General features: G+C 63.5%; 23 protein-coding genes. 11 read left to right on the forward strand and 12 right to left on the reverse strand.

The annotated features are described in order from the left end of the window. Window positions 1–66 precede the first annotated feature (66 nt). On the reverse strand, window positions 67–2,673 hold the full coding sequence (cckA, locus tag O4H62_RS07500; protein ID WP_269386709.1) for a cell cycle histidine kinase CckA: 2,607 nt from the start codon (window positions 2,671–2,673) through the stop codon (window positions 67–69). Between the two features lie 292 nt (window positions 2,674–2,965). Between cckA and O4H62_RS07505 the strand changes: the two genes are divergently transcribed. After that, entirely contained in the window at window positions 2,966–4,237 is a 1,272-nt protein-coding gene (locus O4H62_RS07505; protein ID WP_269386712.1) for a flagellar biosynthetic protein FliO, read from the forward strand. Window positions 4,238–4,372: 135 nt separating this feature from the next. On the opposite strand, the gene dksA is transcribed toward O4H62_RS07505, so the two are convergent. Next, complete coding sequence (gene dksA / locus O4H62_RS07510) at window positions 4,373–4,792, reverse strand: RNA polymerase-binding protein DksA (RefSeq protein ID WP_269386714.1); 420 nt, start codon at window positions 4,790–4,792, stop codon at window positions 4,373–4,375. Window positions 4,793–5,080: 288 nt separating this feature from the next. On the opposite strand from dksA, the gene O4H62_RS07515 reads away from it, so the two are divergent. The 4 genes from O4H62_RS07515 to O4H62_RS07530 all read left to right on the forward strand — a co-directional run bounded on the left by O4H62_RS07515 (window position 5,081) and on the right by O4H62_RS07530 (window position 8,944). Next, the gene (locus tag O4H62_RS07515; protein ID WP_269386716.1) at window positions 5,081–5,617 is read left to right on the forward strand and encodes a SixA phosphatase family protein; all 537 of its coding nucleotides are present in this window, start codon (window positions 5,081–5,083) and stop codon (window positions 5,615–5,617) included. A gap of 111 nt (window positions 5,618–5,728) precedes the next feature. After that, window positions 5,729–7,201 (forward strand): YcjX family protein, encoded by a 1,473-nt coding sequence (locus O4H62_RS07520; RefSeq protein WP_269386718.1) that lies wholly within the window; start codon window positions 5,729–5,731, stop codon window positions 7,199–7,201. Next, entirely contained in the window at window positions 7,198–8,307 is a 1,110-nt protein-coding gene (locus O4H62_RS07525; RefSeq protein ID WP_269386719.1) for a YcjF family protein, read from the forward strand. Before O4H62_RS07520 ends, O4H62_RS07525 begins: the two co-directional genes overlap by 4 nt. A 97-nt stretch (window positions 8,308–8,404) precedes the next feature. Beyond that, entirely contained in the window at window positions 8,405–8,944 is a 540-nt protein-coding gene (locus O4H62_RS07530) for a hypothetical protein (protein ID WP_269386720.1), read from the forward strand. Window positions 8,945–8,962: 18 nt separating this feature from the next. On the opposite strand, the gene folK is transcribed toward O4H62_RS07530, so the two are convergent. The 3 genes from folK to folP are packed head-to-tail and all read right to left on the reverse strand — an operon-like array spanning window position 8,963 to window position 10,716. Continuing rightward, window positions 8,963–9,484, reverse strand: a complete 522-nt coding sequence (folK, locus tag O4H62_RS07535) for a 2-amino-4-hydroxy-6-hydroxymethyldihydropteridine diphosphokinase (protein WP_269386721.1) — start codon at window positions 9,482–9,484, stop codon at window positions 8,963–8,965. Continuing rightward, entirely contained in the window at window positions 9,477–9,845 is a 369-nt protein-coding gene (gene folB / locus O4H62_RS07540) for a dihydroneopterin aldolase (RefSeq protein WP_269386722.1), read from the reverse strand. Before folB ends, folK begins: the two co-directional genes overlap by 8 nt. Continuing rightward, the gene (gene folP / locus O4H62_RS07545) at window positions 9,838–10,716 is read right to left on the reverse strand and encodes a dihydropteroate synthase (RefSeq protein WP_269386723.1); all 879 of its coding nucleotides are present in this window, start codon (window positions 10,714–10,716) and stop codon (window positions 9,838–9,840) included. The genes folB and folP overlap by 8 nt, the downstream gene beginning before the upstream one ends. Before the next feature lie 105 nt (window positions 10,717–10,821). Here folP and O4H62_RS07550 point away from each other — a divergent pair, with 105 nt between their 5' ends. The 3 genes from O4H62_RS07550 (at window position 10,822) to O4H62_RS07560 (ending at window position 13,421) form a co-directional block, all read left to right on the forward strand. Continuing rightward, on the forward strand, window positions 10,822–11,439 hold the full coding sequence (locus tag O4H62_RS07550) for a DUF922 domain-containing Zn-dependent protease (protein WP_269386724.1): 618 nt from the start codon (window positions 10,822–10,824) through the stop codon (window positions 11,437–11,439). Window positions 11,440–11,640: 201 nt separating this feature from the next. Beyond that, window positions 11,641–12,432: a hypothetical protein gene (locus O4H62_RS07555; RefSeq protein WP_269386725.1), complete on the forward strand. Its 792-nt coding sequence runs from the start codon at window positions 11,641–11,643 to the stop codon at window positions 12,430–12,432. Window positions 12,433–12,599: 167 nt separating this feature from the next. Next, window positions 12,600–13,421, forward strand: coding sequence for a hypothetical protein (locus O4H62_RS07560; RefSeq protein WP_269386727.1), 822 nt, complete (start codon window positions 12,600–12,602; stop codon window positions 13,419–13,421). 549 nt (window positions 13,422–13,970) lie between these two features. Here O4H62_RS07560 and O4H62_RS07565 read toward each other — a convergent pair. The 3 genes from O4H62_RS07565 to O4H62_RS07575 all read right to left on the reverse strand — a co-directional run bounded on the left by O4H62_RS07565 (window position 13,971) and on the right by O4H62_RS07575 (window position 15,856). After that, complete coding sequence (locus tag O4H62_RS07565; RefSeq protein WP_269386728.1) at window positions 13,971–14,996, reverse strand: NAD(P)/FAD-dependent oxidoreductase; 1,026 nt, start codon at window positions 14,994–14,996, stop codon at window positions 13,971–13,973. 27 nt (window positions 14,997–15,023) lie between these two features. Then, the gene (locus tag O4H62_RS07570) at window positions 15,024–15,344 is read right to left on the reverse strand and encodes a 2Fe-2S iron-sulfur cluster-binding protein (protein ID WP_152008420.1); all 321 of its coding nucleotides are present in this window, start codon (window positions 15,342–15,344) and stop codon (window positions 15,024–15,026) included. A 143-nt stretch (window positions 15,345–15,487) separates the two neighbouring features. Then, a complete protein-coding gene (locus tag O4H62_RS07575) occupies window positions 15,488–15,856 on the reverse strand; it encodes an Hpt domain-containing protein (protein ID WP_269386731.1) in 369 nt (122 codons plus the stop codon). A 677-nt stretch (window positions 15,857–16,533) separates the two neighbouring features. On the opposite strand from O4H62_RS07575, the gene O4H62_RS07580 reads away from it, so the two are divergent. From O4H62_RS07580 to O4H62_RS07590, 3 genes are all read left to right on the forward strand, one after another. Continuing rightward, entirely contained in the window at window positions 16,534–21,390 is a 4,857-nt protein-coding gene (locus O4H62_RS07580; RefSeq protein ID WP_430538408.1) for a hypothetical protein, read from the forward strand. Window positions 21,391–21,408: 18 nt separating this feature from the next. Then, on the forward strand, window positions 21,409–21,870 hold the full coding sequence (locus O4H62_RS07585; RefSeq protein WP_269386734.1) for a VOC family protein: 462 nt from the start codon (window positions 21,409–21,411) through the stop codon (window positions 21,868–21,870). A 187-nt stretch (window positions 21,871–22,057) separates the two neighbouring features. Further along, window positions 22,058–22,339, forward strand: coding sequence for a hypothetical protein (locus O4H62_RS07590; RefSeq protein ID WP_269386736.1), 282 nt, complete (start codon window positions 22,058–22,060; stop codon window positions 22,337–22,339). Between the two features lie 82 nt (window positions 22,340–22,421). On the opposite strand, the gene O4H62_RS07595 is transcribed toward O4H62_RS07590, so the two are convergent. The 4 genes from O4H62_RS07595 to O4H62_RS07610 all read right to left on the reverse strand — a co-directional run bounded on the left by O4H62_RS07595 (window position 22,422) and on the right by O4H62_RS07610 (window position 26,481). Then, window positions 22,422–22,988 (reverse strand): ABC-type transport auxiliary lipoprotein family protein, encoded by a 567-nt coding sequence (locus O4H62_RS07595; protein ID WP_269386737.1) that lies wholly within the window; start codon window positions 22,986–22,988, stop codon window positions 22,422–22,424. 106 nt (window positions 22,989–23,094) lie between these two features. Beyond that, window positions 23,095–24,465 (reverse strand): MlaD family protein, encoded by a 1,371-nt coding sequence (locus O4H62_RS07600; protein ID WP_269386738.1) that lies wholly within the window; start codon window positions 24,463–24,465, stop codon window positions 23,095–23,097. After that, the gene (locus O4H62_RS07605; protein ID WP_269386740.1) at window positions 24,465–25,283 is read right to left on the reverse strand and encodes an ABC transporter ATP-binding protein; all 819 of its coding nucleotides are present in this window, start codon (window positions 25,281–25,283) and stop codon (window positions 24,465–24,467) included. Before O4H62_RS07605 ends, O4H62_RS07600 begins: the two co-directional genes overlap by 1 nt. A gap of 10 nt (window positions 25,284–25,293) precedes the next feature. Next, window positions 25,294–26,481, reverse strand: coding sequence for an ABC transporter permease (locus O4H62_RS07610; RefSeq protein ID WP_430538409.1), 1,188 nt, complete (start codon window positions 26,479–26,481; stop codon window positions 25,294–25,296). Window positions 26,482–26,523 lie beyond the last annotated feature (42 nt).

Genomic DNA, 26,523 nt, shown 5'->3' on the forward strand with positions numbered 1-26,523 from the left:
AGATGCGGATGTGGTTGCTGACCCGTTAGCGGGCTTGAAGCCTACACCGGTCCGCGCGTGCCCGCCTCAGGCGTCCAGCATCTCGCGCACGGCGGTGGCCAGTTGCTTGAGCGAGAACGGCTTGGCCAGGAAGCCGAATTTGGCGTCGGCGGGCAGGTTTTTCGCAAAAGCATCCTCGGCATAGCCCGAGACGAAGATGAACTTCATGTCGGGATAGTCCTTACGCAGCTCGGTCAGCAGCGTCGGGCCGTCCATCTCCGGCATCACCACGTCGGAGACGACGATGTCGACCCTGCCCTCGAGTTCCTGCAACACGTCCAGCGCCTCGACGCCGGTGCCGGCCTCGTGCACCTCGTAGCCGCGCGCCTCGAGCATGCGTTTTCCCCCGCGCCTGACCGCCTCCTCGTCCTCGACCAGCAGCACCACGGCGGAGCCGCCGGTGAGGTCCTCCGGCCCGTCGGCGACGATTTTGGCCTGCTTCGCAGCACCGGCTTCAAGCGTGGCTGCGGCTTCGGCGGCGGCCACGGCCTTCTCCGCCTCGTCCTCGACATGGCGCGGCAGGTAGATGCGGAACGTGGTGCCCTGCCCCACTTCGGAATCGGGATAGATGTAGCCGCCCGACTGCTTGACGATGCCGTAGACCATCGACAGGCCAAGCCCGGTGCCCTTGCCCACGTCCTTGGTGGTGAAGAACGGCTCGAAGATCTTTTCCAAAACGTCGGGCGCGATCCCCGTGCCCTGGTCGGCCACCTCGATCAGCACGTAGTCGCCAACCTCCATGCCGCGGTGATTGAGCCGCTCGACCTCGCCCGCATCGACATTGCGGGTACGGACGGTGATCGTGCCGCCGTCCGGCATGGCGTCGCGGGCGTTGACCGCCAGATTGATCAGCACCTGCTCGAACTGCCCCAGATCGGTCTTGACCGGCCACAGGTCGCGGCCGAATTCAAGCTCCAGCTTCACATTGGTGCCGATCAGCCGGTCAACCAGCATGCGCAAATCGCCGATCACGTCGGTCATCGACAGCACCGTCGGCCGCATCGTCTGCTTGCGCGAAAACGCCAGCAACTGCCTTACCAGCACCGCGGCGCGGTTGGCGTTGCGCTTGATCTCGATGAGATCGGCAAAGCTCGAATCCGCCGGCCTCAGCGACATCAGCAAATGATCGGCCGACAGCAGGATGGCGGTGAGAACATTGTTGAAATCGTGCGCGATGCCGCCGGCCAGCGTGCCCACGGCATTCATCTTCTGGGTCTGCGCCATCTGCGCTTCCAGCGCCTTCTGCTCGGTGGTCTCCACCGCGTAGATGATCGCGGTCTCCTCCGGCGCCTCTTCCGAATGCTCGATCACCGCGTTGACGTAGAAGCGGAAATGCCGCTCCTCGTTATCGGCGCGGCGGCTGTCGATCGGCGCGATGTCGCCCTGCTTGTCGGCTGCCTGATCAAGCGCGTCCTGGAACGCCTTGCGGTCTTCCTCGCGCAGCACGGTCTCAAACAGCGAACCGCGCTCCATGTCATCGCGGGTGATGAGGCCCGCGAACATCTGCAGGAACGGACCGTTGGTCCTGAGAATCTTGCCGTCGCCGTCGACCGAGGCGATCGCCATCGGCGTGTTGTTGAAGAAGCGGGTGAAGCGCATTTCGGCGCTGGCCGCGTCGTGGACGCCCGTGCCGCCCTCTTCCCGGCTGATGACGATGGTCCGGCTTTCGCCCGGCGCGCCATCGCGCGTGGCCGAAACCCGGTGCACCAGACGCACCGGCAGGCTTTGGCCGTTGGATTTGAGCAGATCAAGATCGAGCTGAGCGGTGCGGTTGAGGCCGGGTTCCGCCTGCACCGATTCCACCAGCGCCATGCCGGCGCCGGCAACGAGGTCGCGCAGCATCACCTTGCCCGGCAGGAACGAGGTGAGATCGATGCCGAGCCAGTCGGCCAGCGTCGCGTTGAGATAGACGATCTCGCCGTCGCGGCCCGCCGAGAAGAAGCCGACCGGCGCGTGGTCGAGATAGTTGATGGCGTTCTGCAACTCCTTGAACACCATTTCCTGTTCGGTGCGTTCATGGCTGATGTCGGACAATTGCCAAGCCATCAGCGTGACGTCCTTTTCGCCCGAGGCGATCGGCCGGCCGCGCAGCCGGTACCAGTGGCCGCCCTCGGTGCTCTCCTTGCCCGCGCCCAGCGGCTGGGTCATGCGGAATTCTTCCTGCCCCTCCCGGCCCTCGCGCATGGCGTTGGTCAGCCGGTAGACGGCTTCCGCCGACTCCCGGTGGCGCGACAGGATGGCCTCGATCGACTGCACGTCGGCTGCACTGGTCGAGCCGGTCAGCTGCCCGTAGGCATGGTTGGCATAGACCACCCTGTCCTTGTCGTCGGTCACCAGCGTGCCTTCGGGATGGGTGTCGATGAAGGCGCGGGCCAGCGGGTCCGCCGTCGTCTTCGGCATGATGTCGACAAAGCCGATCACGGTCGAGACGAGGAAGAAGATCCCCACCACCGCCAGCACGCCGAGAATGCCGAGCATCAGCTCGTTGTTGAGCCTGTCCTTGAACAGGAAGAATACGATCGACGCGCCGATCATCACCAGCGCGAGAAAGATCAGCCTCGACACCGAGCGTGGTTTCGCGCTTCGGTCTACAAGCGCCGCCGGGTTTCCCGCCGCTGGTTTCGTCTCGGTCATGAATCGCTCTTTCGCCCCGCCACGGATCCGTCCGGTTTGAATCACATTCCGCCGCTGATGGAAAGCCCAAACACCGCCAGCGCCTGCTTCGCACCCCAGTTTACCGGGGAAACCGCTCCTGGCGTTCGCGCGGCAGGCATATCCTCGCCACATTTCACACGATACTGGAAAACCGCTTCATCCGGCTTGTGAACCGGGTGGAAAACAAGTCAAATGCGCTCCGGTCACGATCAAATCCGGTGGAGCGCCGCTGATTTCATCGGCTTTATCGACTGCAACGGGAGGACGCCGGATGCCGGACAGTCTATTGGGCGGCCAGGGTGCAACACTGTTGACCGCCATCATCATCGTCGCCGTGGCGCTGCTGGCGCTTGTCGGGGTGTTCTGGCTGATCCGCAACCGCGCCGCCTCGACCTTCATCCGCGGCGGCAAGAACCGGCAGCCACGCCTCGCCGTGCTCGATGCCACCGCCGTCGATACCCGCCGCCGGCTGGTGCTGATCCGCCGCGACGATGTCGAGCATCTGGTGATGATCGGCGGCCCGACCGACGTCGTCATTGAAAGCCGCATCGTCCACCCGGAGCAGGCCGGAGGCGCCCGGCAAGCCGAGCAACAACAGTCCGTTGCGCCAGCCGCACCGCGACCGCAGCGCGCGCCCCAACCCGCCCCGGCTCAGCAACCCGCCCCGGCTCAGCAACCAGCGCAGGCACGTGAGCCAGCACCGGCACGTGCCGCGCCGCCCCAGCCGGCCCGCACCACGGTTCCGGGGACCGCTTCCGGTGGCTTTGTCGAACCCTCGGTGCGCCAGGCGGAAACCGCTCCCCAGCCAGCGGCCCGGCCACAACCTTCCGTATCTGCCTCACCCCCCTCTCGCGGACCGGCAGCGGCCGCAGCGACAGCCGTCGCCGCCGGCTCTATCCGCGCCGAGGCCGCAGACCTGCTCGACAGCGCCAGAACGCGGGTCTTCGAAGAACCGGATTTCGACGAAAGCGATCTTGACGACCTGATGGACGTCCCGCCGGTTACTGCCCGGCCGACACCCTCGCCATCAGCCGCTGCACCCTCAAGACCGCAAACGCCGCAAACCCCGGCCTCGGCCCAGGCGCCATCCCATGGCGCTCCCGGGGCAGAAGCCGCGGCCGATCCCCTGCAGGCGGAAGCCGCCGACCTGCTCGAAAACGCCAGGACGCGGGTCTTCGAGAACCCAAGCTTCGACGAGAGCGCCTTTGACGAACTGACTGCGGCTCCCGCAGAACAGGAGCGGTCCGCCGCACCGATCCCCGGCGGCGGCAGGGCGACCGGCGAACCGGCCACACCGGCCAAGCCTGCAGCCACGGTGCCGTCCGAATTCGAGGCCGTGCTGGCCGCGGAGCTGTCGCAGGACCTGACCCACGAATCCCCGCGCGACAGCCTGATCGCCGCTCACTACACCGAGCACCAGCTCGATCCGGACGAAGCCGACTTGCTGGAAGCACCGGAGGTTCAGCCCGAAACCGAGCCGTCAAGGGATTCGCTTGAAGCCGAGATGGAACGCCTGCTCGGCGACCTTTCGCGCAAGCCCTGAAGGCCTTGGCGACAGCCTGCCGTTGGCCAGGGCCCTTCCGCTGAACCATGCTTGCCCAGGCCATTCACAAGCGGGCATGAAAAAAGCCGGCGCAGCGGCCGGCTTTAAAAACAATTCGAAAATTTCGGACAAAGCCTATTCGTCGCGGTAGACCTTCTCGCGCCGCTCGTGGCGTTCCTGCGCCTCGATCGACAAGGTGGCGATCGGCCGGGCATCGAGCCGCTTCAGGCTGATCGGCTCGCCGGTCTCCTCGCAATAACCGTAGGTGCCGTCATCAATGCGCGCGAGCGCCGCATCGATCTTGCCAATCAGCTTGCGTTGACGGTCGCGGGCGCGCAATTCGATGGCGCGGTCCGTCTCGGACGATGCGCGATCGGCCACATCGGGGTGGTTGGCACTTTCCTCCGCGAGATGGTCAAGCGTCTCGCGAGCCTCCTTGAGAATGTCATTCCGCCAGGCAATCAGCTTGGCCCGGAAATAGGCCTTCTGCTTGGCATTCATGAAATCCTCGTCATCCGAAGGCACATAAGAGGAAAAATCGAAGTCTTCACTCATGACGATTCTCCCGGCTAAGCCATTTCGGGGGGTGTATAGCCACACGGCGGCACCGGTACAAGCAGGAAAGTGGCGGATCACCGCAATTTCATCGAACTGTCAAATTGTATTAGAATTCCGACATATACCGGTTTTCTCGGGCCTGCCGGGCGGCGCCTGCCATCCCGGAGCTTCCCAGCCGTGGCTGCACCCCGGCGCCGCCGGCCGCCCAGCCGGCAAGTTGATATTGCAGTGCACTTTGTCCTTTTGGAGAATTGAAGCACCGGCGCAAATGGCTACATTCACGAGATGAATCCTGCACCGCTCACACATCTGCGCATTTTTCTCGTCCGCCACGCGCATGCCGCCTGGGCCCTGCCCGGTGTGCGCGATTTCGACCGTCCGTTGGATGAGCGCGGGCGCGAGGAAGCCGCCCGCCTTGCCGCGACCATGTCGGTCAACGGTTTTGAGCCGGACCTGGTCTACTGCTCCAACGCGCGCCGCTGCGCCGAAACCCTCGAAATCCTGCAGAAAGCCCGCGCCAATGGCGAACTGCGGGTCGAATACAGCGATGCACTTTATGCCTCCAGCCATGACGCCTATCTCGACCTGATCGGATCCGCGCATGACGACACCATCCAGTCGATCATGATCATCGGCCACAATCCGATGCTTGAGGACACGGCACAGGCCTTGCTGCAGGACGACCCGGCGGCTTTTGAAACCGCGCTCGGCAATGGCTTTCCGACCGCCGGCCTGATGATTCTCGATTGCGACACTCGCGGCGGCAGCGCGATCAAGGGCGGCGCCCGGTTTGTCGGCCTGCTCTCCCCCGTGGACGCCTGAACCCGGCATTCGGGCCCTTCGATAGGAGCCGGGATCGCATTTCACTGTTGCGCTTTCAATTGCACCGGCAAATTCCTATATCTTGGCAAGCAATTCGGAGCAGGCCGCAACGTGTCATCGTCCATCACCAGTTTCACCGATGAGGCACTGATCGCCTTTGACACCCTCACGGACCGCGCCAGCAACCTGATCCAGCCGACCCTGCGGCTCGGCGTCACCGGGCTTTCGCGCGCCGGCAAGACCGTCTTCATCACCTCACTTGTGCACAATCTGCTGCATGGCGGCCGTCTGCCGATGTTCGAGGCCGCCCATTCCGGCAGGCTGTCACGCTCGTTTCTCGAACCCCAGCCCGATGATGCGGTGCCGCGGTTTCAATACGAGGATCATGCCGCCCGCATGATCGGCGAGCGCATCTGGCCGGATTCAACCCGCGCCATCTCCGAGCTGCGGCTGGTCATCGAGTATGAATCGGCCAGCGGCTGGAACCGTTTCTTCTCCGGCGGCAGGCTCTGTCTCGACATCGTCGACTATCCCGGCGAATGGCTGCTCGACCTGCCGTTGCTCGGTCAGGATTTTGCCGCTTTCTCGCTCAACGCCGCGTCGCTGGCGCGATCCCCGGTGCGCGCCGATCTCGCCGCCGCCTGGCTTGAAAAGGCCGGCTCCATCGATCCGCTCAAGCCCGCCGACGAGTCTGACGCGCGCGAGCTCGCCCGGCTGTTCACCGATTACCTGAGGGCCTGCAAGAAGGACGAGCGGGCGCTGTCCACCCTGCCCCCCGGCCGCTTCCTGATGCCGGGCGATCTCGACGGTTCGCCCGCGCTCACCTTCGCGCCGCTGCCCAACCTGCCCGATGGGCCTGCGCCGAAAGGCTCGCTGATGGCGATGATGGAGCGGCGCTACGAGAGCTACAAGTCGGTGGTGGTCAAGCCGTTCTTCCGCGAGCACGTTGCCCGTCTCGACCGGCAGATCGTGCTGATCGACGCGATGCAGGCGATGAATGCCGGCCGCGAGGCTGTGATCGATCTCGAACGCGCGCTCTCGGACGTGCTCTCCTGCTTCCGCCCCGGCAGCGGCAACCTGCTGACCAGCCTGGTCTCGCGCCGCATCGACAAGGTGCTGATCGCCGCCACCAAGGCCGATCACCTGCACCATGAAAGCCATGACCGGCTCGAGGCCATCGCGCGGCGCATCGTCGAGCGCGCCTCGACCGGCATCGGCTCCTCCGGCGCCGACATCGAGGTGCTGGCGCTGGCCGCCGTCCGCGCCACCCGCGAAGCCACCGTCCGCCAGGATGGCGAGGAGCTTCCGGTGATCGTCGGCACCCCGCTCGAAGGCGAGCGCATTGCCGGCGAACTGTTCGACGGCAATCGCAAAACAGCCATATTTCCCGGTGACTTGCCAAAGAATCCGGACTCATTCTTCAAGGCGGTTGATTCATCCCGTGAACCGCTCCTGCCGGAGATCAACATCGTCCGTTTCCGCCCGCCGCTGATCGAGGAAATCGACACCGGCATCAAGCTGTCGCTGCCCCACATCCGCCTCGACCGGGCCCTGGATTATCTTCTGGGAGACCGTCTGGCATGACCGACAGCAATGCTTCATCCGGATCCCGCAAGCCGCGCTCCTTCACCGTCGACGACCCCGCTGCCAAGGCTTCCACCGGCGCACCGGAGAGCAAGGCGAAAACGGCGCGCAAGCCTGCGGCCATCCCCGTCACCGTCGAAATGACGATGGAACAGGACGATCCGTTCGTGTCGCAGCCGGAAGCTCTCGAGGCTCTGACGCCGCCGCCGGCAACGCCGCGGCCGCGCCGCCTGACCGCGGGTAAGATACTGCTGACGAGTCTCGGTTTTCTCTTCGCGCTGGCGCTCGGGATCTGGACCGACACGCTGATCCGCAGCCTGTTCGACCGCATTGCCTGGCTCGGCTGGGCCGCAACCGCCGCGGCAGCGATCGCGGCGCTCGCCCTGCTGGCGCTGGTGATCAGGGAAATCATCGGCATCCGCCGGCTGGCGAAGGTTGCGCATATGCGCGAGAATATCGCCACGAAGGCCCGCTCCGCCACGGCCAGGGAAGCCCGCGCGCTTGCAGCCGAGGTTGCGGGCCTGGTTGCCGCCAACCCGCTGACGGCGCGCGGCCGCAAGAGCCTCAAGGCGCTCGATGACGAGATCATCGACGGGCCGCATTACCTTGCCTTCGCCGAACGCGAACTGATGGCGCCGCTCGACCGGCAGGCCCGCCAGCTGACCGCCAACGCGGCCAAGCGGGTGTCCGTCGTCACCGCGGTCAGCCCCCGCGCCTTCGTCGATCTCGCCTATGTCGGCTTCGAAGCCGTCCGGCTGATCCGGGCCATGGCCGAACTTTATGGCGGACGGCCCGGCGCCATCGGCATGATCCGCCTGTTCCGTGACGTGATCGCCCACCTGGCCGTGACCGGCGCCATTGCCGCAGGCGACAGCCTGATCCAGCAGGTGGTCGGGCACGGGGTTGCGGCGAAGCTCTCGGCCCGGCTCGGCGAGGGCGTCATCAACGGCCTGATGACCGCCCGGATCGGCATTTCCGCCATGGATCTGTGCCGCCCGATGCCGTTCAAGGCTCTCAAGCGGCCCGGCATCAGCGATTTCATGTCGGACATCGCCAATGTCGCCGGCAAGCAGGCTGACCCGGGAAAAGCCGCCGGCGGGCTATGAATTACCCCGAAAATGTGGATATATCGGCGCCGATTACGGTCCATTAACCATTCTGGGGCAATCTCAGATCTCGTTTCCAGCCGCAACAGGTGTGACCATGTTCTCGAAGTTTCGCATCATCCCGCTCTGTCTTGCGGCAGTCGTGCTCTCGCCCGTCCCGTCCTCCGAGGCTCGGGACAGGGATACGGTCTTCTTCGAATCTGTAGCCGGCGAATGGAAGGGTCCGGGCGAAATCGTTGCCGGCAAGTACAAGGGCACCAAGTTCGTCTGCAATCTCAGCGGCGATGCCGTGCAGGGCGATGCCGCCGGCATTTCGCTTGACGGCCATTGCCGCGTCGGCGTCTTCAACCAGAAAATGTCGGCCATGATCACCCGCAAGGGCGCCACCTACACCGGACGCTTCCTCGATGGCTCCGCCGGCGAAGGCCTCGACATCGTTTCCGGAAAGATCACCCGCGACCGCGCGGTGATGGCGATCAACCGCAAGACGCTTGACGGCGCCATGATCGCCCGCCTGCACGACGAGCAGACCATGAACGTCACCATTTCGGTCAAGGTCGGCAAGGAAATGGTCCCGGTCATCGGCATGACGCTCAAGCGCGGCGCCCGCAAGGTCGCCTCCGGCGTGCTGCGCTGATTCAGGCCAGCCGCGCCTCTAATCCTCGTCCTGCCACCAGTCGCCCGTGCGGCTCAGCGCCTCGATCCCCTCGGAATCCACCTCGCTCGACCAGTCGGCGATGCTTTGCAGGTTGACCACGGCCTTGGGCGCGATGTCGGCCAGCGGCACCATGACGAAGGCGCGCTCGGTCATCCGCGGATGCGGCACAGTGAGATCCGCGTGATCGGACAGGAAATCGCCGTGCAGGAGCACGTCGAGATCGATGGTGCGCGGCCCCCAGCGGTCGGTGCGCACCCGGTCGAGCTTGAGTTCGATACCCAGGCACACCTTGAGCAGCTCATGCGGATCGAGCGTCGTTTCCACCAGCGCGCAGGCATTGTGGAACCATTCCTGGTCGGTCTTGCCCCAGGGCGGCGTGCGGTAGAGCCGCGACACCGTGCGGATGGCGACATCGTCGCGCGCATCGAGCAGTTTCAGCGCCCGCGCCATGGTCCGGCGCGGATTGCCGATATTGCCGCCAAGCCCGATGGCGGCGATCACCTTCTTCGCCTCAGGCACGATGTTCGACCGTCACTTCGACATGGTCGAGAATGCCGGGCACTGCCGCACTCGGCTTGCGCACCGTGATCCGCGCCAGCCGGATCTGCGAAAACCGGGCGGTCAGCGCCCTGGCAATATCCATCGCCAGCGCCTCGATCAGGTAGCGCCGCTTGCCGGTGACGATCTCCTCGATCACCTGGAAGGCGATGCCGTAATGCACCGTGCCCTCGATATCGTCGGTTTCAAGCGCATCGCCCGGATCGACTTCCAGTTCGGCGTCGACGAAGAAGCGCTGGCCGAGGAATTCCTCCTCGTCATGCACCCCGTGGCGGGCGAAGAACGCGCAATTGGCGAGGCGGATTGTGTAACTGTCAGCCATGGCCGGGTTCCTTTTTGCGGCTGCTTTGAACCATCGCGTCGGCGACCGCAAGCCCGTCCTTGTTGAAAGCCACATTGTGTACCCGAAACATCGCTGCACCCGCGAGCCTGAGCACGACGCTGGTCGCCACCGTGCCGACATCGCGGTCGGCGGCCTCGCGCCCCGTCAGCCCGCCGATGAAGCGCTTGCGCGAGGTGCCCGCCAGCAGCGGCAGACCGAGAGCGTGCAGCTCGGTAAACCGCGCCATCAGTTCGAGATTGTCATCCGCGTCCTTGGCGAAGCCGAAGCCGGGATCGAGCAGGATCCGGTCGTCGTCGATCCCGGCCCTGCGGGCGATCTCCAGCGAACCGGCGAACCAGCCAAACTGGTCCTCGACCAGGTCGGGCAGACATTGCCGCTCGCGGCCGGTGTGCATGATCGCCACCGCGGCCCCGGCGTCGCTCGCAAACCGCGCTATCTCCGGCTCGCGCTGCAGCCCCCAGACATCGTTGATCAGGTGAGCGCCGGCGGCGAGCGCCAGCCGCGCCGTCTCCGCCCGCCAGGTGTCGACCGAGATCAGCACCCCCTCCTGCCCTGCCAGCGCCTCGATCACCGGCAGGATCCGCCGCTGTTCCTCGAGCGCGCTCACCGGGTCGGCGCCCGGACGCGTCGATTCACCGCCGATATCGACGATGTCGGCGCCCTCCCCGACCATCGCCAGCGCCGCTTCTACGGCGATGCGCTGGTCCGCATGCAGCCCGCCGTCGGAAAACGAATCCGGCGTCACGTTGAGAATGCCCATCAGCCGCGCCCGCGGCCCCAGCTCGATTGCCCTGTCCCGGCCAAGCCGCAGGGGTCTGGGAAGAAAGACGCTGTCGGGTGGCGTTTGCATGGCGGTTTGACCTGTTACCTGTGGCAATATGGCTACGGGTTCCTGTTGCATGAGCCAGCGGCATGGCGCAAGTTCCGGTTTGCTGTTTCTGACCGGGAGTTCTCCATGCGCCGCCTGCGCTTCGCCGTCATGGCCCTGACGTTGCTGTGCGCATCGGCGGTTGCGGTGTCTTCCACGCCGCTGATCAAGAAAACCTACTCCTATTTCAACATTTCCGGGCTCACAGGCGCCGATCTTGAGCGAGAATTATCAAAGCACGGGCCGATCCTGTCGGAAACCGGCATCCGCCATCCCGGCGCCACCAAGATCAAGCTCGGCGGATCGGTCGATTACAGGAGTTCCGACGGCAGATGCCGCGTGCTCGACGCCAAGGTCACGCTCGAAACCCATCTGACCCTGCCGCGCTGGAAAGACAGGAACCGCGCCGCCCGCGAAACCGTTCTGGTCTGGGACACCCTGTCATCCGACATCAAGCGCCACGAGGAGCGCCACGCCGAGATTGCCCGGCAATACGCCCGCAAGCTGGAAAAGACGCTTGAAGCGCTGCATCCCGAGCGGACCTGCCAGCAGATGGAAGCCAGGGTCGATGCGACCAGCAAGCGGATCATCGAAGAACACGCCGCCGACCAGCAGCGGTTCGACCGTGTCGAGGCCGCCAGCTTCGAACGCCGCATGCTCAGAATGCTCCGCTTCAAGGCGGCCGAGGAAAACAACCGCAGCTGACCCCTGCCCCGACACAGCCGGGCAGGCCCGGCCGATCCCGGCCTGTGTCCGTCAACGCATTAATCTCTTGTTGATGTCTTCAGCGCAAGATTGTAGTACTGATTCATACAACTTATGGGCTTTCCATTAGGGAGAGCTTACATATTTCAGTGACTTGACGCCAATGAGTGGCTATCCGGGCACATTTTTTGTGAGCTTGATATGACCATAGGCATTTCAAACAATTCCGCAGCTCTTGCCATCCTCAGGCAGTCCTTTGCGCAGGACCTCTCCGGGCAGCAGCAGAACGCCACCGACAGGATCATCGACATCGTTTCCGGCAAGACCGCAGGCAGCACCGCCACCGGCACGATCTCCAAGATCGCCGCCAAGGCGCAATCGCTGGCCGACGCGGAAAAGCGCGAGGCCGGCGGAACCGTATCTTCGGAAATGTCCAGGAGCTACTCGGGCGCCGTGAACCAGGCCGTGCAGTCCAGCATGAACCGCATGTATGCGGAAGGCGAAGCTGCCGGCATGAAGCTTTGGGAAGCCAATCTGGAAAACGGCAAGGCCGTGGCAGGCATACTTGTCAATTCCATCAACGGCTACAACAACCCGCCTCAAATGAAAGAAATTCCAACTCGCGAAGAGTTCAACAATTCAGCATTGGAGGGCGAGAAGGATAGACTATCAAGGGGGGCAGACCCTGTTGATGCCAAAAGAATAACCGAAATAAATATGAGCGATGAAGCCTACAAGCGCAAGATCGACTACATAAACGGACATAATGAGCGCGTTGCAAACCGTGACCCGAACCTACACGTCAATAATTTCTACTATTTTGGAGGCCAGTTCTCATACAGATTTGGCGTTTCACCAAAACTGAGTTTCGATGACCAAGGAAAGGCCCACATGAGCGCTTTTGAAATCAAATACGCCAGTGGCCAGACAATGCTGCGCTATGACGGCGAGACACTGACGGCCTACAATGAAGACGGAAGCGTGTCGAAATAGCGGTACTCCCCCCAGTCAACAACCATCAATCCTCTGCTGATGACTTCATCATATGGTTGTATCAACGTTTGACACAATTGCAATCGGGCGCCATCAGGGCGGTCCAATCGTTTCAGTGACTTGGCGCCAATGACTGGCATCTCGGGCACAAGTTTATTGAGCTTGATATGACCATAGGCATTTCCAACAATTCGGCAGCGCTTGCCATCCTCAGGCAGTCCTCCGTGCAGGACCTCTCCGGGCAGCAGCAGACCGCCACCGACAGGATCATCGACATCGTCTCCGGCAAGACCGGCGCCAGCGCCGCCACCGGCACGATCTCGAAGATCGCCGCCAAGGCGCAATCTCTGGCCGACGCGGAAAAGAGCGCATCAGGCGGCGGCACCGTATCGTCGGAAATGTCCAGGAGCTACTCGGGCGCCATGAACCAGGCCGTGCAGTCGAGCATGGACCGCATGTACGCGGAAGGCGAAGCTGTCGGCATGAAGCTTTGGGAAGGCAACCTGGAGCAAGGCAGTGCCGTAGCAACGATCCTGATCAATTCCGTCCTCCGCTACAACAACCCACCTCAAGCGAAAGAAATTCTGACTCGAGAAGAGTTTAATGAACGCATACCGGAAACAATTGAGAAAAATTTGGCGATGGGCATCGATCCTAAACACATCGAAGAACACGCATCATTCTGGAGAAGCGACGAAGGTTACGATAAATATGTAGACACCATTAATAAGTTGAATAAACACAATGAGAGAATAGACACAGATATACTTATCGAAGGCTTCAACATGCTTGGCGGCCAATTTGGTTACAGGTTCGGGGTTACGCCAAAGCTGAGCTTCGATGATGCCGGACAGGCTCAAGTCGGCGCGTTTGAAGTCAAGTATCGCAATGGCCAGACAATGATGAGCTATGACGGCTCGGGTAATCTTAAGACCTACAACGCGGATGGCAGTGAGTATAAGAGCTTTGTTGAAAGCTATGGCGAGTGATTTCAGCGGGTAGCCATGACAATACCTTGTCGGGCAGGAGAATGCTCGGCGCCTTCGAAGTCAAATATGGCAGCGGCCAGACCATGCTGAGCTATGATGGTAAGGCCCTTACGGCCTACAATGAAGACGGCAGCGACCAATGATCAGGGTATCAATAGCGAAGTAAATTCCGCCTTCCGCCGTTGCCCGGCAACCCTGATTCCAGCCTGCGGCAACAGCGGCGTTTCCGGTCTCCGAAGCTTACAGACAAGCCCAACCAAATTCCATTATCTGGGAAAATAAACCCTCAAATAGTCTTCGCCATTCGAGTTCACCCCAAGTTTCCACCGGGCATTACTTCCAATATTCGCACCGGCTTCATTGTATAAGAGTGTGCTTAAGGGACAGTTTTCAGCACTTGATTCGGGTTCCCCGGCGCATGGAAGCCATCTGGCGGTCCTCCCTCGTCAGGTTTGAGACCTAGGCGCCTATTGGCCCCGCTTTTCCTCGATGGGAGAGCGGGGCTCTTTTTGCGCAGTGCCTCGGGTCGCGACCGTGCGCGGCGCGGCCTTACTGGACGCCGAGCTTCTTCTGCAGGCTGGTCGAGGACGTGGTGTACTGGAACACCATCTTCTCCCCCGGATGCGCCAGCCGCTTGACCGCCTGGGTCATCAGCGCCGCCTCGTGGAAGCCCGACAGGATCAGCTTGAGCTTGCCCGGGTACCAGTTGATGTCGCCGATGGCGAAGACGCCGGGAATGCTGGTCTCGAACTTCTCGGTGTCGACCTTGATCAGGTTTTCGTGCTGGTTCAGGCCCCAGTCGGCGATCGGGCCGAGCTTCATGGTCAGGCCGAAGAACGGCAGCATGCGGTTGCAGGCAACCTCGACCTCGCCGTCCGGGCCCTTGATCGTGGCGCCTTCGAGCTGGCCGCCCTCGCCCTTGAGCCCGGTCACCTGGCCGACCTCGAAGTTGATCTTGCCCTCTTCGCGCATGGCGAACATCTTGTTGACGCTGTCGGGAGCCGCGCGGAACTCGGGCCGGCGGTGCACCAGCGTCACCGATTTGGCCACCGGCTGCAGGTTGAGCGTCCAGTCGAGCGCTGAATCGCCGCCGCCGACGATCAGCAGATCCTTGTCGCGGAATTCTTCCATGCGGCGCACGGAATAGAACACGCTCTTGCCTTCATAGGCCTCGATGCCCGGCACCGGGGGTCGCTTCGGCTGGAACGATCCGCCACCGGCCGCGATTACCACGGCATGGGCATGGAACAGCTCGCCCTCGTCGGTCTCGACCTCGAAGCGGCCATTGTCGAGCTTGCGGAAGCCGGTCACCATCCGGTTGAAATGGAATTCGGGCGAAAACGGCGCGATCTGCTCCATCAGCTTGTCGGTCAGCACCTGGCCGGAGATCTCGGGCCATGCCGGAATGTCGTAGATCGGCTTTTCCGGGTAGAGCTCGGCGCACTGGCCGCCCGGACGATCGAGAATGTCGATCAGGTGGCATTTCAGGTCGTAAAGCCCAAGTTCGAACACGGCGAACAGGCCAACCGGCCCGGCGCCAATTATCACGACATCGGTTTCAATCGGGGAAGTCATAAGGCGTATCCGGAAATGAGAGAAAAATCAGGCCTGCCGCTCGGGCACATGCACCACCAGGCCATCCAGTTCGTCGCGAACCTTGATCTGGCAGGACAACCGCGAGGTCGGACGCACGTCGAATGCGAAATCGAGCATATCCTCTTCCATCGCTTCGGGTGCACCGACGGTTTCGGCCCAGGCATCGTCGACATAGACATGGCAGGTCGCGCAGGCGCAGGCCCCGCCACACTCGGCTTCGATGCCCGGAACGGAATTGCGGATCGCGTTTTCCATGACGGTAGAGCCGTTTTCGGCATCGACATCGAAACGCGTGCCGTCAAAAGCGACGAGGGTGATTTTGGTCATTACGGCCTCTGGCATAGTCTCAGGGATATGAGGCTTTCATACACGCTGGACTGTGCGAGGCAAGAATGAAAACCGCCCTGCGACAGTGATTCGCGGCATGGTTTTCCAAAATGACGATTTGCCGGCCTGAATCGGCCGGCTGGTCAGCGCATCAGCCCGACGATGAAAGTGTCGGCCTCGACCACCGCCTTGGTAAACGCCGCCACCGCCGCGGCATTGCCCGGCTGGGTTTCCAGCGCCGAGGCGCAGCGGGCAACGTCGGAAGCGCCCACGCCCTTGGCGGCGCCGGCAATCCTGTGTGCCAGTTCGGAGCGTGCGTCGGTCTTCATGTCACCGATCTGGGCCACGGCCTGCCGCGCCTGACGTGCAAACAGCGCCAGAACCTCCGTTTCAAGCGACTTGTCGCCACCGGTCTGACGCGCCAAATGCACCAGATCGATTGGCCGGCCGCCCGAGGGGCGCGGCTGGGGGCTGACTTCCTGAACTTCGAACGCGATACCGAGTGCCGCCATTGCGGATTTCCTTTGCGAGATCAATGATTGGGATGGTTATGACGCATTCAGTGTCTAGATCGGGTAAACACCGGCGCCAGGCGGGCTTGAAAACCTGCCGGAATGGTTAACAGCCCGTAAATATGGCGTTTCATTGACGTTTATGGCTCTTTTTGAGACAGCCAATCGTTAAAAACCAGTGGATGCAGGGGCCATCTTACCGGTTTCATTTGTGAATTAGCGCCGTGTGTGCCACTAAATTGAGAGTTTAAAGGGCCGGAAAGCTGTTTTCCGGATCCTGTCGCATGCCCCGAGCGAGCCTGATCCGGCGCTCCGGGAGTGCGAAAATGACGGGGAACATGCGCGAACCCTGTTCGGAGTAATGAGGCTTGAGTGGCATGAGTAAGACACCAGCGGACAAAACCATTGAAGAGCAGACTTTCGAGGCGCTTGAAGACGCCTTGAAGATCGACTTGGGCGAAGACGGCCTCGGCGTGCTCGACGATGTTTCGTTGGACGAGCTGGAGGACAAGGTTTCCAGCGCCGCCCGCGAACTCAAGAGCGCAGGCGCGACGCCGCGGGCATCGTCCGTTTCGCAGCAGTCCGCCCCCGGCGAGAGCACCGCGCCAAGAATGCCGACGCCGCCGTTCACGCCCGCCGGCCCGATGGCGCCCGCCAATGACGACAGCCGCAAGAACATGGCCGGGCTGCTGCGCACGCTCGAAAGCCGTTCGAGCCGCGGCGCGCTGCGCAATGCCGCCATCCTCTCGGCGCTGTGGACCGTTGGCGGCATCGGGCTGGCCAACCTGCTCTACTCGCCCGCCATCTGGCAGATCCGCTCGGTCTCCGACCTGCTGGCGATGCCGGCGGCCATCGGCCTTTTGGTCGGGATTATTGTCCCGATCCTGATCTTCTTCTCGTTCTCGATCATGATGGCCCGCGCCCGCGAAATGCGCTCGGCCGCCCGCTCGATGGCCGAGGTCGCGCTCCGCCTTGCCGAACCGGAAAACATCGCCGGCGACCGTATCCTCACCGTCGGCCAGGCCGTCCGCCGCGAAGTCTCGGCCATGAACGAAGGCATCGAGCGCACGATCGCCCGCGCCTCCGAACTCGAGACCCTGGTCCATTCCGAGGTCAATGCACTCGAGCGCAGCTATTCCGACAACGAAATGCGGGTCCGCGGCCTTGTCCAGGAACTGGGCAGCGAGCGCGATGCGATCGTCAGCCACGCCGAGCGGATCCGCGCCTCCATTGCCGGCGCCCATGAACAGCTCAAGGAAGAGCTGACGACGGCCAGCGAGGAAATCTCCACCCGCATCTCGACGTCGGGCGAGGCTTTCGCCCAGCTCATGGAAACCCGCGCCGCCGCCCTGCAGGAGCGCACCTCGCAGACCAGCCGCGAGCTGGAGCAGCTGCTCGATGGCCGCACCGAGGCGCTGATCACATCGCTGAAGACCTCCGGCGGCGAGCTCACCGACGAGTTCGACACCCGTCTGGAAATGCTCAACGTCCAGCTCAACCATCGCGGCAAGGCGCTGCTGGCCGAGTTCGAGACCCGCGCCTCGACACTCGACGCCAACACCGAAAAGCTCAACGCCGCCCTTGGCGAGCGCGCCCGCCAGCTCAACGAAACACTTATCGCCCGCACCCGGGAAATCTCCGACAGCCTGTTCTCGGGCCAGCAGGCGATCTCGGCGGGCCTCGAGGAAACCCTCGCGGCACTCAATTCCTCGCTCGACGAAAAGGGCTCGTCCTTCAGCCAGGCGCTCAAGTCGAGCGCCGACGACGCGATCATGGATCTCGATCTGCGCTCCGGCTTCTTCGAGGAAAAGCTCGAATCCACCATCGGCCGCATCACCACGGTGTTCGACGAGCGCGTCGGCGAATTCACCTCCGCCTTCGACAGCCGCGCCGGCAATCTCGACACCAAGCTGTCCGAAAGCCTGGCCAAGATCAACGAGACGCTCAACGGCGGCACCAATGCCATGGACGGCATTCTCTCGGCCAGCCTTGAGCGCATCGGCTCGACGCTGTCCGATCGCAGCCAGGCCCTGGAAGCCACACTGGGTTCCGGCGCCGACCGCATCGAGACATCGACGACAAGCGCCGCCGAACGTGTCGAGGCAACCGCGGCCGGCCTGAGCGAGCGGATCGAGACGTCCGCCAACACCGCCGCCCAACGCCTGGAAGCAGTCGCGTCTGGCCTGGGCCAGCGCATCGAGACCTCAACCGGCACCGCCGCCGAGCGGCTGGAAGCCAGCGCATCGAGCGCGGCTGATCGTGTTGAAACCACCGCTGCAAGCCTCGCCGACCGGATCGCGGCGTCTTCGAGGAGCGCTGCCGAACAGCTCGAATCCACAGCTTCGAGCACGGCCGATCGCGTTGAAACCACGGCCGCAAGCCTCGCCGACCGGCTCGAGACCTCGTCGAAGTCCACTACCGAACAGCTTGAATCCACCGCGTCGAGCCTCGTCGAGCGGATGGACAACACCGTTCTTGACCGCACCATCGCTCTCGAGATGGCACTTTCGAGCGGCGCCGAGCGCATCGAGGCTTCCACGTCCGATGTTGCCGAACGCGTGGAGAACTCCACCCGCAATGTCACCGAACAGATCGACAGTACGCTGGCCAGCCGCACCGAAGCGCTGGAGAAGGCGCTGGCCGATGGCGCCGAGCGCATCGACACCAGCCTGAGCCAGCGCTCCGCCGCCCTCTTCGGCTCGATCGCTGAAAGCGCGGAAGCCATCGATCTCAAGCTCGCCGAACGCGCCAGCTCCTTCGGCACCGCCATCAGCCAGTCGGCCGAAGCCATGGACGGACTGCTCAGCGAACGCACCAGCGCCGTTGAAGCGAGCATGACGCAGGCAACCGAGCGGCTGGCCGCCACGCTCGATGTCGAAGGCCAGCGCTTCTCCGAGCTGTCCAACGCGGCATCCGATCGCGTCGATGCCACCTTCCTAAAGGGCACCGACCATATCAACGAACGCCTGTCGACCATGAACAACATGCTCGGGATCGGTCTCGAGTCCGTGTCCAAGACCATCGAAGGCAAGGCGACCGGACTGGCGGCCAAGTTGCGCGAGGCCGTTTCCCAGGCTGCCACCGAACTCGACGCCGAGGCTCTCAAGGCGGGCGAATCGCTGCAGTCGATCGGCACCGGCTTTGCCGGCCGCATGGATGAACAGGCGCGCAGCTTCGCCGAGCGGCTGGACAGCCATGTCGACGAGCGCACGGCCAATCTCGCCGCCCATGCCGAAGCCATCGCCAGCCGCATTTCCAACGGTGCCACCGAGCTGCGCAGCGAAGCCGGCCGGATCAGCGACCTGGTCGAACATGTCGGCGAAACCGTTGCCAAGCAGGCCGACGCCATTTCCGGCACGCTGGATGCGACCGAAGCGCGCTTCGCCGCCCAGGCCGCAGCACTTGCAAACCGCCTGGAAACCGAAACCGGCGTCATCTCCAGCCGCCTGGGACAGACCGCAAGCGAACTGGTCTCGACGCTGGATGACAAGACCAACGCGATCGACGCCCGCCTCGCCGCTTCCGGCGAGAGCCTCGTCGCCCGCACCGGTGCGCTGGGCGATGCGCTGGACCAGAAGGCCGGCTCGATCATCGAGCGCCTGGCTCAGGCCGAGCAGGCCATGGATGTCCGCACCACCTCGGTACACTCGACGCTTGACGATCGGACCCGCGAACTCAACTCGATGCTGGCCAGCCGCTCGGCCGAGCTGTCCCGCGTCATCGACGAGCAGGCCCGCCCGCTGGTCGACCGCTATGTCGCAAGCGGCGAGGAATTCGCCAACCGCCTGACCGAAGTCACCCAGAGCTCCACCGATCGCCTGCGTGCGGAAAACGCCGCACTGATCAACGCCATCACCAACCGCACCAGCGAAACGCTGTCGGCGATCGAGACCGTCAACCAGAGCCTCAGCGGCAATGTCGGCGCCCTGCTCGAGCGCCTCGGCACAAGCAACGAGGAAATCTCGTCCGTCGTCGCCAAGGCCGCCAACATGCTCGGCGGCGCCACCACGCAGCTGTCGCAGACCTCCGCCGAGATCTCCACCTCGACCGAAAAGGCCGCCGAACTGCTCTCCGGCTCCGCCCGTCTGCTCGACGGCAAGGTCGAACGGCTCACCGACATTTCCAGCCGCACCCTCAACCAGGTCGGCGCCATTGCCGGCCGTTTCGACGATCATTCGCGGGTGCTGGCATCCGCATCCGATCTCTTGGGCGCGGCGCAATCCAACCTTGCCACCACGCTCGAGGAACGCCGCGAGGCGCTGCAGGCGCTGTCTCTCGGACTGGTCAACCGCTCCGAGCAGATCGAAGCGACGATGCATTCGCTCGAAGACATCATCGTCAAGGCATTCGACGGCGCCGAGAACCTCTCCAAGCGCTCGGCGATGCGGCTTGAGGGCGGATTGCGCGACGCCGCTGAAAATGCCGGCAAGCTGATGGGCGAAACCGAAGACCGGGCGCAGATCGCCGCCGGCCTGATGCGCGAGAGCATCCGCGAAGCGGTCGAGGACGCCGACAAGCTGCTTGGCGCCACCGAGAGCCGCGCACAGTCGGCTGCCAGCTCGATGCGCCGCACCGTCAGCGAGGCCGTTTCCGAGGCCGACAAGCTGCTCGGCACCACCGAAAGCCGCGCTCGCTCGGCCGCCGGTTCGATGCGCGAAAGCGTGCAGGAAGCAATCGAGGACGCGATTGCGCGCTTCTCGGGCGCCACCGAGGAAATCCGCCAGTCCGCAGCCAGCATCCGCAAGGAGCTGGAAGACACCCGCGGCGAACTCAAGCGCGGCGCCTTCGACCTTCCCGAGGAAACCCGCGAAAGTGCTGCCGCCATGCGCCGTGCAGTCGCCGACCAGATCAAGGCGCTGCAGGAACTCTCGCAGATCGTCGGTCAGTCGGGCTACCGCACCGAAGTCAGCGAACCGGCACCGCGCGCAGCACCCCGGGCAGCCGCCCAGCCTCAGCCTGCTCCGGCCCCGCAGCGTGCGGCACCACCGCGCCGTGAGCAGCCTGCGCCGCGTCCTGAGCCGCAAGCCCAGCGCGCGCCGCTGCGCGGCAGCCTTGAGCCCGCCGGCGCAGCACCGGCCAAGAGCGAAGGCTGGGTCAGCGACCTGCTCCGCGGTGCTTCGCGCGAGGAACAGGCCCCGGCTCCTGCACCGGTCGCCTCGCGGGCGCCCGAACGCAACCCGCGCCATGTCGTCGAATCGCTCAATTCGCTGTCGGTCGACATCGCCCGCGCCATTGACCACGACGCCTCGGTCGACCTGTGGCGCCGCTACCAGCGCGGCGAGCGCGACGTCTTCACCCGCAGGCTCTACACACTCAAGGGTCAGCAGACCTTCGAGGAGATCAAGAGCAAGTATGGCCGCGAGCCCGAGTTCCGCGAGGCGGTTGACCGCTACATCGCCGACTTCGAGAAGCTGTTGTCGGATGTCGCGCGCAATGACCGCGACAACATGATGACGCAGACCTATCTCACCTCGGATACCGGCAAGGTCTACACCATGCTGGCTCACGCCAGCGGCCGCTTCGGCCGGGACTGACACGAGACCGGACCGGCGATGTCTGAGACAAGGACCAAGATGAAGAACCCCGCCACAGAGCGGGGTTTTTCGATTTCGGGCCTTGGTGAAATCGCCATCCGCTGCATCGATTTCGATGCCATGACGGCATTCTACCGCGACACACTGGGGCTCGAGTTGCTGGCCGATCGCGGTGGTCTGATCTTCTTCCGCCTCGGCAACGGCGTCGAGGGCCACACCGCGGTGCTGGCGCTGTTTGACGCCGGGCGCGACCCGGAACGCGGCGAGCCGCAGGCCCGCCCGTCAACGCTGCACCATGTGGCACTGAGCCTGAGCCAGGCCGACCAGGACATGGCCTGCCGCTGGTTCGACAAGACCGGCATCGGCTACACGGTCAGCCAGTTCCCCTGGATCGGCTGGCGCGGCGTCTTTGTGACCGACCCCGACGGCAACACGGTGGAACTGGTCTCGGCCGGCTGGCCGCGCATCAAGGACGCCTGACGTCTCAACCGATGCCGGCTTCCCGGCCTCTCCCGCATTCAGCCAGGCCCTGCGGCTGCGTCGTTATGACGTGGTGCCAACGGCGAAACTCGACCCTAAATAGTGTGATATCAAGCTCATGCGACGGTTTTCTTCGCGCAAACCACCGCTCATGACGGGCATTCGAAGACACACAAAGGGAATGACGATGACTTTGGCAATTCTGGCTTACGCGGCAATCATTGGAGTTCTCGGCTGGGCGGCGTGGCGAAACGGCGTCACCGAGAAGGCGATGTTCGTCGTCAATGTCGTCCTGCTGTGGATCAGCGCCATCTGGTTCTTCGGCTATCCCGCGCTGATCGGTCCGGCAGTTGTCGCGGCCACCCTCTACCTGGCGCTGCTGGTGGTCATGACCTCGTCGGATCTCCGGGTGCCCGTCACAGTTCCGGCTCGCCGGCAACAGCCGGCATACACGTACGACGAGGACTGAGCCCGCAACAGCGTCGAGACCGGTCACGCAGTGACATGGCGCCTGTCCCGCTGAACTGTAATTTGAACAGGAAAGAGGCCGGTCAGATCCGCGCGAGCGTCCAGCCGACGATGTCCTGGACAACGGTCTCGAAGGCCCGGTCGAGAGACTGCACATAGGCGGCATTGCCGCTGCCGGTGACCGGCGTCGTTGCGCCGAACACCTTCTGCGCCACCACTACGCCGTTGCGGTCATTGAGGATCTTGACCGAGAGCTCGACCACCGCGTGCGCGCCCGCATCGGCCTTGATCTCGAAGGCGCGGATGGCCGTGAGGATCTTGTAGTCGATCGCCAGCCCGTCGCCCGGCCTGCCGACTCCGCCGACCTGCCCCGAATTCTCGAACGCCTGCACCAGCTTGTCCTGGACGATGTTGGGCAGCCGGTCGGACCATTGCGACTTGGCCAGGTATTCTATCGCCGATGGCGTCGGCCGGATGATGATCTTCTCGCTGTCGAGCGCCTTGAGCGCGCTGGGTTCGTTGATCAGGATCTGCCGGTTCCTGGCGCGCGGGCCGGCAACAGACGGTGCGGCGGACAGTCCGTAGGTGTCAGGCGGCGGAGCCGAGACAAGCCCGCCGGCGCAGCCCGACAGGGCTGTGGCCATCGCCATTGCAACAATCCAACGCCCCGCTTTCACGCCTACACCACTCCTGCGACCGCACCCCGGTCCATTACCTATTCCTTAACCTATGTCTTCCGGTACAGGAAAGGAAGACTCAGCGCCGGGTTCTCCCGTCATATTGCTTGACCGTCTCGCCGCCGAAAATCAGCCGCTGCGGATCCTGCTCGATCGTCGTGATCGATCGCTCGATCCGCTGGATCGACCGCCGCGCATCGTTGACCAGCGCTTCGACATCGCGCAGCCCCGAACCCGAGAACCGTTGCAGATTGTCGGCGATCGGCCCGACGCGGGCATTGAGCGTGTCGGCCACGTCGCGGAACGATTTGAGCGTTGCCTGGGCATCGGCAATCAGCGTCGAGGCGTCCCCTTCCCCGAGGAAACCGTCGAGCTTGGCCAGAACGCCGTCAACCCGCGTCGAGGCGGCATTGAGCCGCGCGCTCATTTCCTTCACGTCGGTGATGATCTGATCGTAATCGTCTTTCCTGGCGCTGAAGGTCTCGACCACGCCGCGCGCGTCGGCGAGTGCCTTGCGCGCATCGGCGCTGGCAAGCGCGATATCGTCCATGGACTGGCCAACCTTGGCCGGGTCGATGGCGGAGATGACCTTGTCGACCTTCTCCAGCGAGGCACCGGCGTCGGCGGCAAATGTCTTGAGCGAATCCGCCGTCTGGCTGAAACTCTCGAGCGTATTGGTGAGTTCGCCCGACGCACTGGCGACGTCCGCCGTCACCTTGTCAACATTGGCGAGAATGCGGTCGATCTTCTTGGTATCGACCGAATTGAGCAGGTTCTCCGCCGAGGCAAGTGCTGTGTCAATCCGGCCCGAGAGCGATTTCACCGTCTCCGCGAGATTGCCCACGCTCTTGAGGAAACCGTCGATGCCGTCGGCATTGTCGCGCAGCGCGGCGGTAAAGACCTCTGTGTTTTTCAAGGTCTCGGTCAGCGGCGAGCGCGCATCCTTGATGAAACCCTCGACCTCGCCGATGACCCGGTTGGCGCGGTTGAGAATATCATCGGCCGTTGCCAGCAGGTTGGTCACGCCCGACGGATCGGCATCGATAACGGCGATCTGCTTGAGTTCGCGCGCCCGCGTCAGGATGTTCGGATTGGTGGGCGAACCGCCCTGCAACTCGATATAGGCCGACCCGGTCAGTCCCTGGATCTCCAGTGCGGCGCGGGTGTCGGTGTAAAGCGGGGCGTCCGCCCGTATGGTGGTTTCGGCGATGACAAAATCCGGGCTGTCCGGATCGATGCTGATGTTGCGGATCACCCCATAGGGAATGCCGTTGAACCGCACCGCCGAACCGTTCGACAGGCCATTGGCGGATCCGGGGATGCGCACGATCAGCGGCACGGTTTCACCGGTGTTGCCATAGCGCGCCATCCAGTAGACGAAGCCGAACGCCGACAACATCACCACAAGGGTGAAGAAGCCGACAATGGCGTAGTTGGCCCGCGTTTCCATCAGCTCGTTTCGCCTTCCTGGCGTGATTTCCGGCCGGGGATCAGCCGCGCCCGCTTGCCCTTGAAGTAGGACTGAACCCACGGGTCGTCAAACGAAAGCATGTCCTCGATCGTTCCTTCCACAAGCACCCGCTTCTGGCCCAGTACGGCAATGCGGTCGCACACCGAAAACAGGCTGTCGAGATCATGGGTCACCATGTAGACCGTCAGGCCCAGCGTATCACGCAATTGCGCGATGAGTTCATCAAACTCCGCCGCACCGATCGGATCAAGCCCCGAAGTCGGTTCATCCAGAAAAACCAGGTCCGGATCAAGCGCCAGCGCCCGCGCCAGAGCCGCCCGCTTGATCATCCCGCCCGACAGTTCGGACGGATACTTGTCCGCCGCATCCGGCGACAGCCCGACCATCGCCACCTTGAGTTCGGCCAGTTCGTCCATCAGCGACTGCGGCAGGTCGAGGTATTCACGCATCGGCACCTGGATGTTCTCGCGCACGGTCAGTGCCGAAAACAGCGCCCCGTGCTGAAACAGCACGCCAAGCCGCATGTCGAGTTCGATCCTCTTGATCTCGTCAACCGTGTCGTAGTCCTCGCCAAGAATCCGGATCACCCCGCTCCGGCGCGGGATCAGCCGCAGGATCGAGCGCATCAGCACCGACTTGCCGGTCCCCGACCCGCCGACAAAGCCCAGGATCTCGCCGCGATAGACATCGAGATCGAGATGATCGAGCACCACGTTGTTGCCGAAGGCGACGGTGACCTCATGCGCCGACAGGATGACTTCGCGCTTGCTCGGATCGGTCTGGGTGCTGGGGGTCATCGGCTCGGCCTCAAAAATCGATGGCGGCGTAGAACATGGCGAACAGGCCGTCGACGAGGATGACCACGAAGATCGCCTTGACCACCGAGGCGGTCACCCGCTGGCCCAGCGATTCCGCGCTGCCGCCGACCTTCATGCCCTCGACCGCGGCGACGATGCCGATGATCAGCGCCATAAAAGGCGCCTTGATCATGCCCGAGGTGACGGTCGACATGTCGATAGCCTCGCGCAGCCGGGTGACAAACACATCCGGCGTGATCCCCGAATAGCTCCACGACACCGCCGCGGCTCCCGCAAGGGCCGCGAAGTTGGCCACCACCGTCAGCAGTGGCAGCGCGACGGTCAACGCCACCAGCCGCGGGAATACCAGCACGCCGATCGGGCTGAGCCCCATCACCTTGAGCGCGTCGACCTCATCGCGCATTTTCATCGAGCCGATTTCGGCGGTGATCGCGCTGCCTGACCGGCCGGCGATCATGATCGCGGTCAAAAGCACCCCGATCTCGCGCAATTGCAAGATCCCCACAAGATCGACAACAAACACTTCAGCGCCGAAATAGCGAAGCTGGAACGCGCCCTGCTGGGCGATGATGGCGCCGATGAGGAAGCTCATCAGCACGATGATCGGCACGGCGCGCACGCCCATCCGGTCGATATGAGTGACGATCGCCGCCGGAGAAATGCCGGCCGAGCGGTTGAGCTTGAGCTGTGCGCCGCGGACAGCCGACCCGAGAATGTGCAGCGAGGCGAGGAAATCGTCATAGAGTTCATACAGCGTCTCGCCGAAGGGGGCGAAAATGCGCTCGAATCGCGAAGGCCCTGCGGGACGGTCGACCGCGGCCTGGTCCACCAGGTCCGGGATCGCCTCGATCAGTTCGGCCACCGGCACCGACGCCCCGGTTAACTGCACATCGGCGCCGCACGAGCGGGCGGCAAGCATGGTCTTGCGCACCAGCCAGGCGCCGGCGGTGTCGAAACTGTGGAGCTCGCTCAGATCGATTTCCAGCGGCTTTCCGGAGAGATCTTTCTGGATTTCCAGCAATTTGCCGCAGACGCCGGAGATCGCTGCATGCCGCCAGTCACCCGCAAGAACAAGTTTCTCCCCGTCAGAGGAGACGTGATGCTCGATCCGCGCCGGACGGTCTTTCGGATCCCCCGGTCGGGCATCGGCCCTTGTATCTTTTTGCTGTTTGGTCAACATGCCTCACACATAGCGGCTCGTTCCCGACCTGTCACCGGA

Source organism: Parahoeflea alexandrii, assembly GCF_027214025.1.
Classification (GTDB): Bacteria; Pseudomonadota; Alphaproteobacteria; order Rhizobiales; family Rhizobiaceae; genus Hoeflea; species Hoeflea alexandrii_A.

What these genes read in the sequence shown, in the direction of transcription:
- cckA (WP_269386709.1), bottom strand. Translation starts at nt 2,673, where the DNA reads ATGACCGAGACGAAACCAGCGGCGGGAAACCCGGCGGCGCTTGTAGAC.
- O4H62_RS07505 (WP_269386712.1), top strand. Translation starts at nt 2,966, where the DNA reads ATGCCGGACAGTCTATTGGGCGGCCAGGGTGCAACACTGTTGACCGCC.
- dksA (WP_269386714.1), bottom strand. Translation starts at nt 4,792, where the DNA reads ATGAGTGAAGACTTCGATTTTTCCTCTTATGTGCCTTCGGATGACGAG.
- O4H62_RS07515 (WP_269386716.1), top strand. Translation starts at nt 5,081, where the DNA reads ATGAATCCTGCACCGCTCACACATCTGCGCATTTTTCTCGTCCGCCAC.
- O4H62_RS07525 (WP_269386719.1), top strand. Translation starts at nt 7,198, where the DNA reads ATGACCGACAGCAATGCTTCATCCGGATCCCGCAAGCCGCGCTCCTTC.
- O4H62_RS07530 (WP_269386720.1), top strand. Translation starts at nt 8,405, where the DNA reads ATGTTCTCGAAGTTTCGCATCATCCCGCTCTGTCTTGCGGCAGTCGTG.
- folB (WP_269386722.1), bottom strand. Translation starts at nt 9,845, where the DNA reads ATGGCTGACAGTTACACAATCCGCCTCGCCAATTGCGCGTTCTTCGCC.
- folP (WP_269386723.1), bottom strand. Translation starts at nt 10,716, where the DNA reads ATGCAAACGCCACCCGACAGCGTCTTTCTTCCCAGACCCCTGCGGCTT.
- O4H62_RS07550 (WP_269386724.1), top strand. Translation starts at nt 10,822, where the DNA reads ATGCGCCGCCTGCGCTTCGCCGTCATGGCCCTGACGTTGCTGTGCGCA.
- O4H62_RS07555 (WP_269386725.1), top strand. Translation starts at nt 11,641, where the DNA reads ATGACCATAGGCATTTCAAACAATTCCGCAGCTCTTGCCATCCTCAGG.
- O4H62_RS07560 (WP_269386727.1), top strand. Translation starts at nt 12,600, where the DNA reads ATGACCATAGGCATTTCCAACAATTCGGCAGCGCTTGCCATCCTCAGG.
- O4H62_RS07565 (WP_269386728.1), bottom strand. Translation starts at nt 14,996, where the DNA reads ATGACTTCCCCGATTGAAACCGATGTCGTGATAATTGGCGCCGGGCCG.
- O4H62_RS07570 (WP_152008420.1), bottom strand. Translation starts at nt 15,344, where the DNA reads ATGACCAAAATCACCCTCGTCGCTTTTGACGGCACGCGTTTCGATGTC.
- O4H62_RS07575 (WP_269386731.1), bottom strand. Translation starts at nt 15,856, where the DNA reads ATGGCGGCACTCGGTATCGCGTTCGAAGTTCAGGAAGTCAGCCCCCAG.
- O4H62_RS07580 (WP_430538408.1), top strand. Translation starts at nt 16,534, where the DNA reads ATGGCCGGGCTGCTGCGCACGCTCGAAAGCCGTTCGAGCCGCGGCGCG.
- O4H62_RS07585 (WP_269386734.1), top strand. Translation starts at nt 21,409, where the DNA reads ATGTCTGAGACAAGGACCAAGATGAAGAACCCCGCCACAGAGCGGGGT.
- O4H62_RS07590 (WP_269386736.1), top strand. Translation starts at nt 22,058, where the DNA reads ATGACTTTGGCAATTCTGGCTTACGCGGCAATCATTGGAGTTCTCGGC.
- O4H62_RS07595 (WP_269386737.1), bottom strand. Translation starts at nt 22,988, where the DNA reads ATGGCGATGGCCACAGCCCTGTCGGGCTGCGCCGGCGGGCTTGTCTCG.
- O4H62_RS07600 (WP_269386738.1), bottom strand. Translation starts at nt 24,465, where the DNA reads ATGGAAACGCGGGCCAACTACGCCATTGTCGGCTTCTTCACCCTTGTG.
- O4H62_RS07605 (WP_269386740.1), bottom strand. Translation starts at nt 25,283, where the DNA reads ATGACCCCCAGCACCCAGACCGATCCGAGCAAGCGCGAAGTCATCCTG.